A 16,319-nucleotide genomic window follows, 5' to 3' on the forward strand; every position below is an offset into this window, starting at 1 on the left:
CTATCCTTCTTTCTTAAGCTAATAAACCAGCAAAGTTAGCATAGATATCCGCTAACGAAACGCTGATCTCTTCGCCAGTTTCCATATTCTTTAAGTTAGCTTTTTGTTCAGCTAATTCAGTTTCACCTAAAGTCAAAGTATATTTTGCATTCAAGCGACTAGCTGTTTTAAATTGCCCCTTAGGTTTACGATCAAGGTAATCACGATCGGCGCTAAAACCTTGGTGGCGCAAGCTTTGGACTAATTTTAACGTTTCAGCATTGACACTTTGACCGATCCCAACAACATAAACATCAAGAGGATCTTCAAGTTGTAAGCCATTTCCAGTTGCATCTAAAACTAATAACAAGCGTTCAACCCCTAAACCAAAACCGATCCCCGGTGTTTCAGGGCCACCGAGTTGTTCAACTAAGCCATTGTAACGACCACCGGCACACACGGTCGTCCACTTGCCACCAAAGGCTTTCGAATCGCTCATGATCTCAAAGATCGTATGGTTGTAGTAATCTAAACCACGCACCATATTAGGATCGACTTCATACTTGATCCCTAGATCATCTAAGAGTTTCTTTAGTGTTTCAAAATGTTCTGTTGCTGCAGGTGTTAGATAATCCAAGATCGATGGTGCATCAGCTACGATCTCTTGATCTTTTTTATCTTTACTATCTAAGACCCGCAACGGATTTTTGTGCAGACGTTCTTTGGAATCATCTGAAAGTTGATCGGCAAATGGTTCTAAATAGTCGATCAAAGCTTGACGGTAAGCTTGACGTGATTCATTATCACCTAAAGTATTCAATGCTAACTTCAAGCTATCTAACCCAAAACTTTCCAAAAGATCGATAGCCATTGCGATCACTTCAACATCTAAAGCTGGGCTGTCAACGCCAAAAGCTTCGACCCCGATCTGATGAAATTCACGTAAACGTCCAGATTGTGGCCGTTCGTAACGAAACATCGGTCCCATATAGTAAGTTTTGACGGGTTTTTGCAACTCAGGACCGTATAATTTATTTTCAACAAAGCTACGTACCACTCCGGCAGTTCCTTCTGGCCGTAAAGTGATATGCCGTTCACCTTTATCATAAAAGTCATACATTTCTTTAGTTACGATGTCAGATGTTTCACCCGATGTGCGAGAAAAAACTTCGAAACTTTCAAAGATCGGAGTCCGCATTTCATGGTAACGATATTTTTTAAATAGTTCACGAGCCTTAGCTTCAACATATTGCCATTTTGCTGATTCAGCTGGCAAAATATCGGCTGTGCCCTTCGGACGTTGGTATTTCATGGATTTCCTCCTAAAAATGTCCCGGTAACAAAAAAGGCCCTTGTTGAATTGTTTCAACAAGGGCGCAAACAGCACGGTACCACCTTAATTTATCACTTTAGGATAACGCACCTATCTGCGGCATACTCTCATATGCACCTCAAGAGTCGTCTTTCACTTGAGCCTGATCGACGGATTTCCAGCAACCTCCGCTCTCTGGACGACAAACTCAAATTACTCATCTCTTTAAACCGGTCTGATATTATACTATTCAGCATAATATTAACCAGCTTCAAAGTCAAGCCTATTTTAGTTTTTATTAGCCACTACGACCCCTAACAAGAAAAATACCAAAAGAAGCCATCAAAGCTTTAGTAACAAGCCTAAGAAGGCTAATAAGACCACACCTAAAATCACAAAGGCAAAGATCGCTATACATCCCCTAAGGGCACCATCAGTGACTTTAAAAAGTAACCATAGTACAAGTAATAATCCGAGAAATTTTAGCATTGATCCAAACTATCCAAAAATTCTAAAGCTTTAGCATAATTTGGTTCATCCGATTGTTCTGTCAATAATTCTTGATAGAGAACTTTGCCTTCAGTATCGACGATCCAAATACTGCGTGCATCGATTCCTTTTTCTTCAACATATAATCCCATAGCTTTACCAAATTCAGCCGTGGCATCGGATAAAAGTTCAAGTTTGGCCACACCTTCAGCGGCACACCAATTCTTTTGTTGCTCTAAGGTATTGGTCGAGATCGTATAAAAATTAATATTATTATAATTATCAACTTCTTGATTGAAACGTTTTGTCGAGAGGCTGCAAACACGGGTGTCGATATCAGGTACGACACTGATCAAACTTACCTTAGTAAAAAGCTGCGTTCCAGTTTTAACGGTATCAGCTGCATCTTTTACAGTAAACGCAGGCAATTTTTCACCGACTTTTACGGGAGTTCCATTTGTTTTTGTTGCAACACCATGAAAAAGAATTTCCATTTTAAAATACCTCCAACATTTAAATTACTTCTATTTAAACATACTGGTACTAGAAAGCAAATTTTTTGCTTGATCTATGTAATTCTGCGCAAATTTATTATTGCTGTAGACATGGTAATTTTTATTGACAAGTTACAATTTGCAGATATTTTTTATTTTCTTTTAAAACTTATCTCGTAATTAGTTGAAATACCGCCCCTTTTAGTAATGTGTATCATTCATGGTAATATATGTCATCTGAATACTTGTTAAAAATGTATTCCTTGGTTTAATTATGATAATATAATAAATGTATTAAGGTATTTAAAAAATAAGATTAATATTTTTGCAGTTGAGCTTTCAACTTATAGCCTGAAAGCTGCTGAATATGTAAAACCAGAACAATTATTACGTGATTACAATATTCCAAAATAGGCTAAACGTTATATGGACTGGATTACATTAAAATAATGCTGGTCTAAGTTCGTTCAACTTTATTTATCCATCCATTTTTTGTAAGCCCTATCATTTTTCGTTAAGTAATTTTTTGAAGTTTATATTTTAAGTAGATCATAGAGTTACATTTGACCAAAGAACTGATGTCGTAAAAAGCTGAAATAATAAAAAGGAGATTTACAATATGTATAAAAGTATTAAAACTATTAGTCTGCTACTTCTATCAGCCTTAACATTGGCTGGTTGCAGTAACACAGTTGATAATTCAAATAAATCAGCCTCGTCTTCCAGTGCTAAGGTAAAGAAAAATAGTTCTTCTCGAGATAACAAAAAGGTTACTGCTGGAGAACTTTTAAAAGTGGGACAATGGCATGATGATCCAACTAGTGGAAAAGTAACTTTAGAGCGAATCGTTTCACCAACAAATGCTGAAATTAACTACGGTCCCATGAACTTTAAAATTAAAAATATTAAGTTATTAAAATACGAGCCTAAAACAAACCAGCAAAAAGAACTTATTTCCACCACTTTTGATTCCGCCAACGTTACCTTACCATCATACGTTATTCAAGTAACTTATACATTAGATAATTCATCTGACTCTGAACTCCAGTTTAACGGTATAAAGTCATTAGTTCCGAATTATGGTCAACAGTTAAGTATGGGTAGTGGGTTGATTGATGAAGGTGTAGGATCTGCAATTGCTGCACATGCACATAAAGACGAGCATGCACAAGCACTTATTAATTCTGATGATGTTTCTAAACTAAATCAACTTACATTCAATCTAGACTCCATTGCTAACACCGACACCTTTGAAACAGTTGCTGACGCTCCTGAGTCATTAACTATCGATTTTAAATAAAACATAGTTCCCGTCCTCTGTGGCGGGTTTTAAAACTAAAATGGACTCTAAAACACAAGTCGAATCATCACTTCACTAGTAGCGATATGATCTTAGCCCTAGCCACAAAACCTATGAACAAATATACACAAAAAACCATCTGATAATCACCAGATGGTTTTCATATTTCCTCTGTGGGGGACATTTGGTGGGCATAACAGCCCTAACCCCTTGACATAACAGGTATATTTAAGGAGAGTACAGGATTTGAACCTGCGCGCCGGTATTAGCCGGTTCGCCGGATTTCGAGTCCGGTGCATTACCACTCTGCCAACTCTCCATAACAAAGAATATTATAGCAACTTCACTTTTAAATTGCAACAATATTCAAAAAAATATATACTTAAAATTCTATTTTTATTCTTTCAATTCTAAACTCAGTATCTAAAAATAAAATTCCTTAGCTCCCACCAAACATATTCGAAGCCATTTTTTAGCCACCAATAACCATCCCCAATTCTGTTGATCACTCTTTGTTCCAAATTGACCTTGATGATATCGATCTCTTTGACCTGGGTCTCAGTGATCGTTTTGGTCGGAAAAGTAACGACACACCTCCGCTCGCGCTTTTTAGTCAAGACGATTCCCCAAGTACCATCTGGTGTATCTTCTGGAAGCGCAAACCCAAAAACATGACCACTTCCCCACTTCCCATCTGCTAAGATTATCCGTATATATCTGTCCATATACTTCTCTAAATACTCCGGTACCATACTATTTTCCCCCAAACTATATTGATATGGTCCCCATTTTCCTTCTTTTTAGTAAGATACACAAGAGCTTTGGACAATTTCTTAGCAAACTACTATTATCTATAAGTTTTAAATACAAAAAAAGCATCATTGCTGATGCTTTAAAATGATCATTTTAACTTACTGCTTGCAATGTTGCCTGTAAATATTGGCCCACATAACCATCATTATTGAAGTTTTCTTCAAGTTCATCCAACGAGACCATCTCACTTTTAGTGAAATCATCTGGCAACTGCTCCAATAAATTTTTATGTACATGCTCGATATGATGGCGCGTGATCTTGATAAATTCCGAGTGAAATAAGAGATTGACCTTATAATCAGGTTTTGATAGACCTGTATTGGGAAAATGATACGTTACATTAAAACGCGTAAATTTTCCCTCATGAAATCTCACTTCTGGCCGTTCGACACGATCTTTGATATCGATTTTAGCTTTCACACACGGTAAAGCTGGTTGCCACAACTTAAAATATTGTGAATACCTAACATGAACTAAATAAATATCTTTTCGTTGTTGATCTACATAAAAAACGTTATTCAACGTCAACTCATATAGTTTCAACTCTGTTTCCTCCCATTTTTCAATGTGATAATTATCTTAATATGGATCACTAAATTATGCAAATCAAAAAATAGCATTGTTAAGCCTTACATCCCTAACAATACTATCTTATCTGCTATTTGATTATTTCATGGATCAACGGAACAGCATTAGTCTTCTCACCGATCTCGATATTATCTAAGATCAATTTTTCAACTTGCTCAATGTCTTTTTGATCACTATAGACGGTCACTAGCTCCTCATCTTTTTCAACCCGATCACCGACTTTTTTGTGCAAGCGTAGACCGACCGCATAATTGATCGTATCTTCTTTACTTTGACGACCACCGCCAAGTAGCATACTTGCCACCCCTAATTCATCAGCAGTCATTTTAGAAATATAGCCTGCCTTAGGAGCTTTGATCGTGATCTGATATTTTGCCTGTGGCATCAAACTATAATCATCGATGATATTGCGATCGCCACCTTGCGCTTCGATCATATCGCCAAATTTTTCAAGAGCTTTACCGTTGACTAAAACTTCGATCAGCATTTCGCGTGCTTGCTCTAAAGTTTCTGCTTTTCCAGCTAAAACTACCATCTGACTTCCTAATGTTAAGACAAGATCAGTGATGTCTTTAGGTCCATTACCCTTTAAGATCTCGATCGACTCTTCGATCTCAAGCGTATTTCCGATCGTATTGCCTAATGGTTGATTCATATCAGAGATAACTGCCATACAACGCATTCCCACGTTTTTACCGATCTCGACCATCGCTTGTGCTAAGGCCTTAGCTTTCTCTTGGGTCTTCATGAATGCACCTGAGCCCGTCTTAACATCTAAGACCAACGCATCAGTGCCAGAAGCGATCTTCTTACTCATAATGGAACCAGCGATCAATGGGATCGAATCGACCGTTGCAGTAACGTCACGTAAAGCATATAATTTCTTATCTGCGGGCGCGATATTGCCGGTAGCACTGATGATCGCCAAGTTGATATCTTTAACTTGCTGGATAAATTCAGCTTCACTGAGTTCGACCTTAAATCCTGGTATCGCTTCCAATTTATCTAATGTTCCTCCAGTATGTCCCAGACCACGACCCGAGATCATCGGGATCGGAATATCTAACGCAGCGATCATCGGAGCTAAAGGGATACTGGTCTTGTCCCCCACACCACCAGTTGAGTGTTTATCGACCTTGATACCTGGGATCAGCGACAAGTCGACCTCATCACCTGAATGCAACATCTCTAAAGCAAAGGTTGCTTGTTCCTTAGCTGTCATCCCATTGAAATATGTTGCCATCAAAAAAGCACTAGCTTGATAATCTGGGATCTCGCCTTTAGTATAACCCTCGATAAAAGTGTGTAGCTCTTCTTTTGTCAATTCTGCTCCATTACGTTTGCGTTCGATAATATCTACCATTCGCATTGTAGCTCCCACCTTTCTACGCTTTAATTTGTGAAACTGTAGCTTCGAGCGCAACTTTCACCATATCGTTGAATGATCGTTCACGCTCAGACGCTGGTGTTGACTCGCCACTTATAATATGGTTACTGATCGTCAAAACAGCTAAAGCCCTTACATTATACTTTGCTGCGATCAGATATAGGCCTGCTGCTTCCATCTCAGCCCCTAGCACCTTGTATTGGATCAATTTTTCCCGATCGATCTCATCATTATAAAAACGATCCTCTGAGATGATATTACCGACCTTAACTGCGATCTGCTCTTTTTTAGCTGCAGCATATGCATGATCGAGCAAACTAAAATCAGCTGTAGGCGCATAATAAAGACCACTGCCAAAAGTATTTTGAATGATGGCCGAATCAGTCGTTGCCGATTGCGCTAAGATGACATCTCTAACTTTTATTTCGGGTGCCATTCCACCGCATGTGCCGACACGGATCAAGATCTCACACTCGTAGTAATTGATCAACTCTTCGGCATATATCAAAGTTGAGGGGATCCCCATCCCTGTTCCTTGGACCGAGATCTTTACGCCTTTATAAGTTCCTGTATAACCCAATGCATTACGAACTGTATTGTAACAGATCGGATCTTCTAAAAACGTTTCGGCAATATGTTTGGCCCGTAAAGGATCACCTGGTAGCAAAACGATCTTAGCAATATCACCTTTCTTGGCTTCAATATGTTCACTCATCTTAATTCCTCCGTAAATCGGCTAAAAAACTCTTACCGTCCGTTTTATTTGGTAGCGCAAAATTATCTAAGATCGTTGCACCTAGATCAGCATAAGTATCGCGGATCCCTAACGAACTACCCTTAGAAAAACTTGGTGAGTAAGCTAATAAAGGCACATACTCACGGGTATGATCGGTCCCTTTAAATCCAGGATCGTTACCATGATCAGCTGTGATCAGCAATAGATCGTCAGCTTGTAAATTCTCCAGTAGCTCACCCAAACGTTCATCAAATGCTGCCAACGCTTTACCATAGCCTTCACGATCACGGCGATGACCATACATCGCATCAAAATCGACCAAGTTCGTAAAACACAGACCTGTAAAATCTGTTTTAGCAACTTCGATCGTCTTAGTCATCCCGTCATCATTACTTTCAGTGTGGATCCCCGTATCGATCCCTTTACCTGAAAAAATGTCGTTCGTTTTCCCAACTCCGATAACTTCAAAGCCAGCTTGACCCAACATATCCAGGACTGTATCTTTTGGAGGGACTAACGTAAAGTCATGGCGGTCAGACGTTCGTTTAAATTCGTTTTTATCTTTGCCAACATAAGGACGCGCAATAATACGCCCGATGTGATATTCATCGATCGTTATTTCTCTAACATATTTACAGATCCGATATAACTCATCGAGTGGGATGATCGCTGTATTAGCTGCGATCTGTAAGACCGAATCACCTGAGGTATACACGATCAAGGCCCCAGTTTCTAACTGTTCCTCACCGTATTTAGCGATCACTTCAGTCCCCGAGATCGGACGATTGACGATCACTTTACGTCCACTAAATCCTTCGATCGCCTTGATCAAGGGTTCGGGGAATCCGTTAGGGAAAAAGCCCAGTGGTTCAGTAACTGGCAAGCCCATCATTTCCCAGTGACCGTCCATACTATCTTTTCCAGCCGAGATCTCTTGCATCTTACCATAGTAAGCTAGTGGGGTTTCAACTGGTAAAACACCTGTTAATGGCGAATCAGCCCGAATATTGCCCAAACCTAAAGCCGTTAAATTAGGTAATTTTAATTCACCATTCCAATAAGAAGTGATGTGGCCTAGAGTATCAGAGCCTTCATCATCAAATTTAGCCGCATCTTTAGCAGCACCGATCCCTACTGAGTCGATCACTAATGTAAATACACGTTTAAATCGCATTCCATTCACACCCTAACTATTAACGATCTTGATCCCTGCACTTGCACCTAAACGTGAAGCTCCAGCCTCGATCAAGGCTAAAGCTTCTTCTTTGGAATGGATACCGCCAGAAGCTTTAACACCGATGTCTAGTCCAACAGTCTTTCGCATCAATTCAATATCAGCTACTGTTGCGCCACCAGTCGAAAAACCAGTGGATGTTTTAACGTAGTCAGCTCCAGCTTCTTTTGACAATTCACAAGCTTTGATCTTTTCTTCATCGGTCAATAAGCAAGTTTCAATGATCACTTTGACCAATTTATTTTCTGCATGACACGCATCAACTACTGCTTTGATGTCTGCTTTGACCGCATCGTAATGTTTAGCCTTTAGCTCGCCGATATTTAACACCATATCAAGCTCATCGGCTCCATCAGCGATCGCTTCTTTAGCTTCACTGACTTTGATACTGGTCTTATTAGCGCCCAAAGGAAAACCGATCACTGTACAGACTTCAACGTCACTATCAGCTAAACCCTGAGCTACTTTTTTGACCCAATATGGATTGATACAGACTGACGCAAAGCCATATTCTAACGCTTCAGAAATTATCTTTTCTACTTGTTCTTCGGTTGCATTTGGTGCCAAGATCGTGTGATCGATATATTTTGCTAGATCCATAACTAATTCCTCCAAAAATATAAATTTTATATTATGAATACGCTTACAATATAACATTTAACTAATACCCTTGTAAAATAAACAGCTTAATTTTTAGGAAAAATTACTGAATATTTTATTTTTAAAAAAACGAACTAACTAATGAGATAAAACCACCAATGAGTAAGATCGCTAGGACAAACATCATTTCAACCAAACGCTCTAAAAAGCGGAAAAACCAACCAACAGATCAGGACGTTGTTATCTATCGATGGTCTTTTAACCAGTCATAGATAATGCTTGATACTAGATTGACTAGAATAGCCAAAATCAAGTTAAAAAATGCAGGTAGCACTACATCTCACCGCTGTCACATTGACAATTACTATTTTTTCGTTTATTCTTTATGCGTAGATATCACGAAGCTTCACTGTCTCATTGCAAGATGGCTTCTTGCGAACCAGTTTTACCTTCTGCCCTATTTGTCAGAAGGTAATTTTTTTATGTAAAATGTCCTGCTAAGAAGCTAATATTTTCAATATAGTCCAAAAACTGATGACATTAAAAGCTGATTACATATAGTAAGGGATGGTATATTGAAAAAAATTTATATTAAGCTAGGAGTTTCGAGCTTATCTCTCCTACTACTTGCTGGATGCACTAATAATTCTAACAACAAATCAAGTGCAAGTAGTCACAAAGCTAAATCTGAACGATTAGCAAAAGAGGCTTCTAAAGAGAAAGCTATAAGTAAGCGTAAAGCCTCCGAAAGTAAGATGAAAGCCGAGAGCAAATCAAGGTCTAAAGCCGAAAATGAAACTAAAAGGGCTTCACAACAATCTCAAATTGCCTCGCAGCAAGTAACATATTCTAGTTCTCAACAGAACTATTCTCAAGCTTCCAATAGTACTCCTCAGCAAGCTAAATCACAAAGCCAGTTAAATCAAGAAAATGGGTACGATCCTCAAGGCAACCAAGTTATGCCCGGTCAAGACCATGCTCCTGGCACTGATGTATATGGAAATCCTGATCCTTGGGTGCAAGATCAAATTGAATGGGCTAAGCAAAATGGCTATCTTAATCAGGATGGAACGCCAACTGAAAAAGGAAAACAAGCAGATGCAGAAGCTAATGCTAATGCCGATCCTAATGACACTGGTGACCCAAACAATTAATTCAAACAGAACTAAAAAGATATAATGTCTGCTTAGAGTTACAACTACGGTCGATGTTTATGCATATCTGATCGACGAATATGAAGAAAAATGATATAACGATCACCTCAAAATTGGATGATCTTGCGGGGTGATCATCACCCTCCCATTACCCTTTTCTTACTACAACTTACTGTTTTTAACGATTTCTCCCAAATAACAAAAAAGGCAAAACGCTGATATAACAACGTTTTGCCTTTTTTATACGGTAATTAACTTCATTTGATATGATCCGGGTGAGATTCGAACTCACGACCTACGGTTTAGAAGACCGTTGCTCTATCCAACTGAGCTACCAGACCATCGCAACGAAATTAATTATACCGTTTTTTTATAACTAAAGTCAATCATTTTCAGATAAAATTTATAAATCTTTATCTTGTGATCTTATTCATTTTTTAGTGCCTTGACTAAGCGATCTAAGAAGTTTCCTTCATCAGCAACTTCATCACCAGAAGCTTCTGCAAAAGCCTTCAAAGCGATCTTTTGTTGTTTATTTAAGCTCTTTGGTGTTTGAACTTTCACTGTGACACGCTCATCACCATTGCCTGTGCCATGCAATCTCGGTGCACCTTTACCACGTAAACGGAATGTTGTTCCCGTTTGCGTTCCAGCTGGGATCTTCAACTTAACATCCCCGTGGACAGTCTTAACTGGGATCTCAGCCCCTAAAGTAGCTTGCACAAAGGTGATCGGTTGCTCTAAATAGATCTCAGAGCCATCACGCTTGAAAGTATCACTTGGCGCAACATTAAAGACGATAAATAGATCGCCGTATGGTCCACCATTTACCCCAGCTTCACCTTGGCCTTGTAAGCGCATTTGATTGCCATCTTCGACCCCTGCTGGTACTTTGACTTCAACTGCATGTTTCTTGCGGATATGGCCGGAACCATGACATGTAGTACACTTTTCTTTGATCTCTTTTCCGGTACCACCACAGACATCACATTCTTGTTGAGTCATGATACGACCAAGTGGCGTTTGGCGCTCAACTTGGACAAAGCCACGGCCACCACAGTGTGAACAGGTCACAGGTGAAGTTCCTGGTTTAGCACCGGTACCGTTACATGTGTCACAATCTTCTTCACGAGTATATTCAATTTCAGTCGTCTTGCCAAAAATTGCTTCTTCAAAGGTCAAGTTCATCTCATATTGCAGATCACGGCCTTGACGTGGTGCTGTTCGTGAACGGCTAGTACCGCCACCACCAAAGAATGAACTGAAAATATCGTCAAATCCACCGAAGCCACCTTCAAAACCGCCACCAAAGCCTTGACCAGCACCGCCAAAGCCTTGAGCTCCAGTCGAGCCAAACTGATCAAATTGAGCCTTTTTCTGTGGGTCACTTAAAATCTCATAAGCATCGTTTACCTCTTTGAACTTTTCTTCTGCCCCAGCTTCATGGTTCAAGTCAGGGTGATACTTCTTCGATAGTTTACGATAAGCGCGCTTGATCTCATCAGCAGATGCATCTTTGGAAATACCTAAGACATCATAAGGATTCTTTTCCATGTTTCTCCTCCAAATAATTGGTTATTTGCCGTGCAATTACACTTAAATTTAGATTAACATAACTGCTTAAAAATAAAAAGCCAAAGTCCACAAAGGGCCTTTGACTTTTCATTTAGCCATTGTAACGATTATTTATCGTCAGGATCGACTTCTTTAAAGTCGCCATCTACTGTGTTATCATCAGCTGCGTTGTTGTCGCTAGCAGATGCACCATCAGCTTGAGCTTGGCCTTGAGCTTGTTGTGCTTGTTGGTAAAGTTTGACTGACATGTCTTGGATGATCTTTGTCAAATCATCTTTCTTAGCTTTCATGTCTTCAACGTTGTTTTCTTCTTGAGCTTTCTTCAATGCATCACGTGCATCTTCAGCTTTCTTCACTTCGTCATCAGACACTTTGCCCTTGATCTCTTCTAACGTCTTATCTGTTTGGAAGAGCAATTGATCTACTTCGTTACGTAGATCAACTTCTTCTTTACGCTTCTTGTCAGCTTCTTCGTTTTCCTTAGCTTCCTTGACCATACGATCGATCTCTTCATCGGATAGACCAGATGAACTCTTGATCGTGATCTTTTGTTCTTTGTTAGTGCCGAGATCCTTAGCAGACACATTTACGATACCGTTCTTGTCGATATCAAATGTAACTTGGATTTGAGGAACACCACGTGGAGCTGCTGGAATATCCGTCAATTGGAAACGACCTAAAGTCTTGTTGTCAGCTGCCATTGGACGTTCACCTTGTAAAACGTGAATATCAACGGCTGGTTGGTTATCAGCGGCAGTTGAGAAGACTTGTGACTTAGATGTTGGGATCGTTGTATTGCGATCGATCAATTTTGTAAAGACGCCACCCATTGTTTCGATACCAAGTGATAATGGTGTAACATCAAGTAAAACAACGTCTTTAACATCACCTGTGATGACCCCACCTTGGATAGCTGCCCCTAAAGCAACAGCTTCATCAGGGTTGACAGATTCGTTTGGTGTATGGCCAGTTTCAGCTTTAACAGCTTCTTTAACTGCAGGGATACGTGTTGAACCACCAACTAAGATAACTTCATCGATGTCAGCATTTGTTAAACCAGCATCTTGTAAAGCATTACGTACAGGGATCTTAGTTCTTTCGATCAAGTCATGTGTCAATTCATTGAACTTAGCACGTGTTAAAGTTGTTTCTAAGTGCAATGGACCTGCTTCACCTGCTGTGATAAATGGCAAGGAGATCTGTGCAGAAGTTACACCAGAAAGGTCTTTCTTAGCTTTTTCAGCAGCATCTTTGAGACGTTGCATTGCCATCTTATCAGTTGAAAGATCGATACCATGTTCTTTCTTGAATTCTGCAACTAACCAATCGATGATCTTGTTATCAAAGTCATCCCCACCAAGGTTTGTATCACCGTTTGTGGAAAGTACTTGGAAGACACCATCGCCAAGTTCAAGGATGGAAACGTCAAATGTACCACCACCAAGGTCAAAGACTAAAACTTTTTCATCTTTGTCTTGCTTGTCCAAACCGTAAGCTAAAGCAGCTGCGGTTGGTTCGTTGACGATACGTTCAACTTTCAAACCAGCGATCTTACCAGCATCTTTAGTAGCTTGACGTTGTGAGTCATTGAAGTAAGCTGGAACTGTGATAACAGCTTGAGTAACTTCTTCACCTAAGTAGCTTTCAGCATATTCTTTGATGTATTGCAAGATCATTGCTGAAATTTCTTGTGGTGTGTATTCTTTACCTTCAATATCTACTGTATAACCTGCTTCACCCATGTGACGTTTGATCGAGCTGATCGTATTTGGGTTAGTGATTGCTTGACGTTTAGCCACTTCACCGACTTGAGTTTCACCGTTTTTAAATGAAACAACAGATGGAGTTGTCCGGTTACCTTCTGGATTTGTAATAATTTTTGCTTCTTTACCTTCAAGAACAGCAACTGCTGAGTTAGTTGTCCCAAGGTCAATACCAATGATTTTTGACATTAAAAATTCACCCTTTTACAAAATTATTGTGCGACAACGACCATTGCTGGACGTAAGACGCGATCTTTTAACATATAGCCCTCTTGTAAGACTTGGACGATCGTTTCAGGCGTTTGCCCTTCTTCGACCGGTACTGACTTGACCGCTTGATGTTTCGTCGGATCAAATTCTTCACCTAACGAAGCGATCCTCGTCACGTCATTACTTTGCAAGGCCTTATCGAGATCTCTTGCAACGATCTCGATCCCTTGCTTGAGCTGTTTAGAACCAACATCTTCAACTTCTGTTTGCAAGGCACGTGTCAAGTTATCAACAACTGGTAAAATATCACGTGCTAGATCTTGTCCTTCATAACGAAGAAGTTGTTCTTGTTCTTTTTTTAAACGCTTAGTCATATTCGCCATTTCCGCTTCTGAACGGTAGTAGCGATCTTCTAATTCATCATATTTTTTTTGCAGTTCAGCTAACTGATCAGTCAAAGCTGTGACTTCATCGACAGCTTCTTCTTTCTTTGGATCATCCACTGAATCATTCTTTACTTCAGTTTCATCCGGTGCTGTTTGCTCTGCTGCAGCATTTTTGATCTCTTCTTCTGCCACATCAACACCCCTTTTCTTATAAAATTAATTTAAAACTTTTGATAATAATCGTTTATCCTCTTAGTTAGTTCATCACGGAAAACCGTGATCAGACCAATCATCTTTGAATATGGCATATTTGTTGGACCTAGGATCGCGATCGTCCCCTGTCCATGGTTGCCGTCATCAAAAGTAGCAGAGATCAAGCTATAATTTTGTAGCAAAGTGCTTGGTAGTTCATCACCTAACTTGACGGAGATCCCATCTTTAGATGAGTCCACCAAACTGCCGATCCCTTGAGTATGATCAACTAGAGAATATAGCGACTTTATCTGTTCAAGTGAGGCATCTTTGGAAAAATCCAAAAGATTCATCTTCCCCCCTACATAAACCTGTTCCTTAGCTACACGGTTCAAGATATTACCAAAAACATCAATGAAACCAGCCGGTTGATGTAAGTAACGGTTCAAAAGGGGCAAACATTCATTAAGCCTGACGATCACCTGTCTCAGTGGTAGACCAACGACTTTATCATTGATCAGACGGATAACAGCTTCGAGTTCACTGCCACTTATCCCACTTGGCATCGTAAAAGTCTGACTCTCAACGGTACCGTCACTTGTTACCAAAATCACCATTACCTGTTGATTGCCAAGCTCTACAAGTCTAAAACCTTCTAAGCGTAGATCTTTAGCTTCAGGTTTGAGCGAAATGGCAGTATAACTTGTCAAATCGGATAAGATCTTAGCTGAAGTAGCTAGGATCTCATCGATCTTCTGAAATTCATTTCCAAAAGAGTTGCGAATATCATGCAAAGCATCACGATCAAGCTCGCTAGGTTTCATCAAATTATCGACATAATATCGATACCCCTTAAGTGAAGGGATCCGCCCCGAACTTGAATGCTCCTTTGCAATATATCCTTGCTGTTCGAGAACCGCCATCTCATTGCGAATGGTCGCTGAACTCACATGGACCGGTAATTGTTGTTGTAAAGTCTTCGATCCGATCGGCTGACCCGCTTCTGTATAGTTGCGGATCACGGCTTCAAGGATCAATAACTGTCGCTCACTCAACACTACGATCACCTCTTTTAGCACTTAACACTATGGAGTGCTAAGTCAATTATTAATATACACAACTCTTAGCAATCTGTCAAGCAGAGTGCTAATTTTCATTTTGAACATTGAGTAATGCTTCAGAATGCCGTTTATCATCCTCTAATTGTACGACTAATTCAGCGATACTATTAAATTTCACCATCGGACGCAGATAATTTTTCCAATAGACCGTTACTTTTTTGCCATAGACCATCGCCGAAAAATCAAAGAGATTTACTTCTAATGTCTTAGCTAGATCAGCACCAAAAGTTTCATTATGACCGATCGAAGCCATCCCTTGATATCGTTTGCCATCCAATTCTACTTCAACAGCATAGACTCCCACTGCTGGCAATTGTTTAGCAAGACTCGTTTCGATGTTCAAAGTTGGAAAACCTATCTGGCGCCCGCGTTCAAAACCATGCACCACCGTCCCAGTCGTTTGGTAATCATAGCCTAAATAGTGGGCTGCAAGTCCGACTTTGCCACTCGCCAAAGCTTCCCTAATCCCAGTCGAACCAACTTTTTCATCTTCTTTTAGTAACTCGACAGTCTGGATCTCGAATCTATTTTTAGCATATTTAGGTAGATTTTTCATATTAGCGACCGTATGGGGACCATAAGTGTAATCACTGCCGGCTGTGATCCCTACCGCATTTAACCCCACGACATATTTATCGATAAATTCTTGAGGTTTTAAATAAGCAAGTTTTTCGTCAAATTTGACCACATAAGCAATATCTGCGCCAAATTTTTCAAATAGCGCTAATTTTTCGGTGATCGTCGTCAAATATTGGATCGTTTGTGGATCACGTTGCTGGAAAATAGCGCTGGGATGCCGATCAAAAGTCATCACTGCTAGCTTAGCACCCATTTTTTGAGCTTGCTGTTTAGCTGCTTTGATCACAGCTTGATGTCCGCGATGGACCCCATCAAAAAAGCCTAGTGCTAAGACGATCTTTCCCGGATAGATCTCACTTTTAGCATACGGTTCAGCTAATTCAATAACTTTCATCTCTGTTACCCTC

The 16,319-nt window shown here is 39.8% G+C and carries 15 protein-coding genes and 2 tRNA genes; 2 read left to right on the forward strand and 15 right to left on the reverse strand.

Features of this window, described 5'->3' with window-relative positions:
- Nucleotides 1-13: 13 nt before the first annotated feature.
- Both hisS and tpx read right to left on the reverse strand, forming a co-directional pair.
- Nucleotides 14-1,291 carry a histidine--tRNA ligase gene (hisS, locus tag ABT996_RS00805; protein ID WP_035448192.1) on the reverse strand — a complete coding sequence of 426 codons (1,278 nt, stop codon included), beginning with the start codon at nucleotides 1,289-1,291 and terminating at the stop codon, nucleotides 14-16.
- A gap of 482 nt (nucleotides 1,292-1,773) precedes the next feature.
- Nucleotides 1,774-2,274: a thiol peroxidase gene (gene tpx / locus ABT996_RS00810; protein ID WP_010689138.1), complete on the reverse strand. Its 501-nt coding sequence runs from the start codon at nucleotides 2,272-2,274 to the stop codon at nucleotides 1,774-1,776.
- A 619-nt stretch (nucleotides 2,275-2,893) separates the two neighbouring features.
- Between tpx and ABT996_RS00815 the strand changes: the two genes are divergently transcribed.
- Complete coding sequence (locus tag ABT996_RS00815; protein WP_035448189.1) at nucleotides 2,894-3,574, forward strand: hypothetical protein; 681 nt, start codon at nucleotides 2,894-2,896, stop codon at nucleotides 3,572-3,574.
- Nucleotides 3,575-3,805: 231 nt separating this feature from the next.
- Here the strand turns inward: ABT996_RS00815 and ABT996_RS00820 are convergent.
- The 7 genes from ABT996_RS00820 to deoC all read right to left on the reverse strand — a co-directional run bounded on the left by ABT996_RS00820 (nucleotide 3,806) and on the right by deoC (nucleotide 8,932).
- Nucleotides 3,806-3,893 (reverse strand) — tRNA-Ser (locus ABT996_RS00820).
- A gap of 97 nt (nucleotides 3,894-3,990) precedes the next feature.
- A complete protein-coding gene (locus ABT996_RS00825; protein ID WP_035448187.1) occupies nucleotides 3,991-4,326 on the reverse strand; it encodes a hypothetical protein in 336 nt (111 codons plus the stop codon).
- 154 nt (nucleotides 4,327-4,480) lie between these two features.
- Nucleotides 4,481-4,930, reverse strand: coding sequence for a hypothetical protein (locus ABT996_RS00830; protein ID WP_035448185.1), 450 nt, complete (start codon nucleotides 4,928-4,930; stop codon nucleotides 4,481-4,483).
- Nucleotides 4,931-5,045: 115 nt separating this feature from the next.
- Nucleotides 5,046-6,344 carry a pyrimidine-nucleoside phosphorylase gene (locus ABT996_RS00835; RefSeq protein WP_010689142.1) on the reverse strand — a complete coding sequence of 433 codons (1,299 nt, stop codon included), beginning with the start codon at nucleotides 6,342-6,344 and terminating at the stop codon, nucleotides 5,046-5,048.
- Between the two features lie 16 nt (nucleotides 6,345-6,360).
- A complete protein-coding gene (gene deoD / locus ABT996_RS00840) occupies nucleotides 6,361-7,077 on the reverse strand; it encodes a purine-nucleoside phosphorylase (protein ID WP_035448183.1) in 717 nt (238 codons plus the stop codon).
- Nucleotide 7,078: 1 nt separating this feature from the next.
- Entirely contained in the window at nucleotides 7,079-8,272 is a 1,194-nt protein-coding gene (locus ABT996_RS00845) for a phosphopentomutase (RefSeq protein WP_035448181.1), read from the reverse strand.
- 12 nt (nucleotides 8,273-8,284) lie between these two features.
- Nucleotides 8,285-8,932 (reverse strand): deoxyribose-phosphate aldolase, encoded by a 648-nt coding sequence (deoC, locus tag ABT996_RS00850; RefSeq protein ID WP_035448179.1) that lies wholly within the window; start codon nucleotides 8,930-8,932, stop codon nucleotides 8,285-8,287.
- Between the two features lie 575 nt (nucleotides 8,933-9,507).
- Between deoC and ABT996_RS00855 the strand changes: the two genes are divergently transcribed.
- Nucleotides 9,508-10,086: a hypothetical protein gene (locus ABT996_RS00855; RefSeq protein WP_225361398.1), complete on the forward strand. Its 579-nt coding sequence runs from the start codon at nucleotides 9,508-9,510 to the stop codon at nucleotides 10,084-10,086.
- A gap of 267 nt (nucleotides 10,087-10,353) precedes the next feature.
- Here ABT996_RS00855 and ABT996_RS00860 read toward each other — a convergent pair.
- From ABT996_RS00860 to ribF, 6 genes are all read right to left on the reverse strand, one after another.
- Nucleotides 10,354-10,427: transfer RNA gene (locus tag ABT996_RS00860), tRNA-Arg, on the reverse strand.
- Nucleotides 10,428-10,512: 85 nt separating this feature from the next.
- The gene (gene dnaJ, locus ABT996_RS00865; protein ID WP_010689147.1) at nucleotides 10,513-11,640 is read right to left on the reverse strand and encodes a molecular chaperone DnaJ; all 1,128 of its coding nucleotides are present in this window, start codon (nucleotides 11,638-11,640) and stop codon (nucleotides 10,513-10,515) included.
- A 128-nt stretch (nucleotides 11,641-11,768) separates the two neighbouring features.
- Complete coding sequence (gene dnaK / locus ABT996_RS00870; RefSeq protein ID WP_035448178.1) at nucleotides 11,769-13,613, reverse strand: molecular chaperone DnaK; 1,845 nt, start codon at nucleotides 13,611-13,613, stop codon at nucleotides 11,769-11,771.
- A 23-nt stretch (nucleotides 13,614-13,636) separates the two neighbouring features.
- Nucleotides 13,637-14,212 carry a nucleotide exchange factor GrpE gene (grpE, locus tag ABT996_RS00875; RefSeq protein WP_035448176.1) on the reverse strand — a complete coding sequence of 192 codons (576 nt, stop codon included), beginning with the start codon at nucleotides 14,210-14,212 and terminating at the stop codon, nucleotides 13,637-13,639.
- A gap of 29 nt (nucleotides 14,213-14,241) precedes the next feature.
- Complete coding sequence (gene hrcA / locus ABT996_RS00880; protein ID WP_035448174.1) at nucleotides 14,242-15,270, reverse strand: heat-inducible transcriptional repressor HrcA; 1,029 nt, start codon at nucleotides 15,268-15,270, stop codon at nucleotides 14,242-14,244.
- Between the two features lie 88 nt (nucleotides 15,271-15,358).
- Nucleotides 15,359-16,306 (reverse strand): riboflavin biosynthesis protein RibF, encoded by a 948-nt coding sequence (gene ribF / locus ABT996_RS00885; protein WP_035448173.1) that lies wholly within the window; start codon nucleotides 16,304-16,306, stop codon nucleotides 15,359-15,361.
- Nucleotides 16,307-16,319 lie beyond the last annotated feature (13 nt).

This window comes from Ligilactobacillus sp. RTP31139st1_D10_RTP31139_211217 (assembly GCF_040226755.1).
GTDB lineage: Bacteria > Bacillota > Bacilli > Lactobacillales > Lactobacillaceae > Ligilactobacillus > Ligilactobacillus animalis.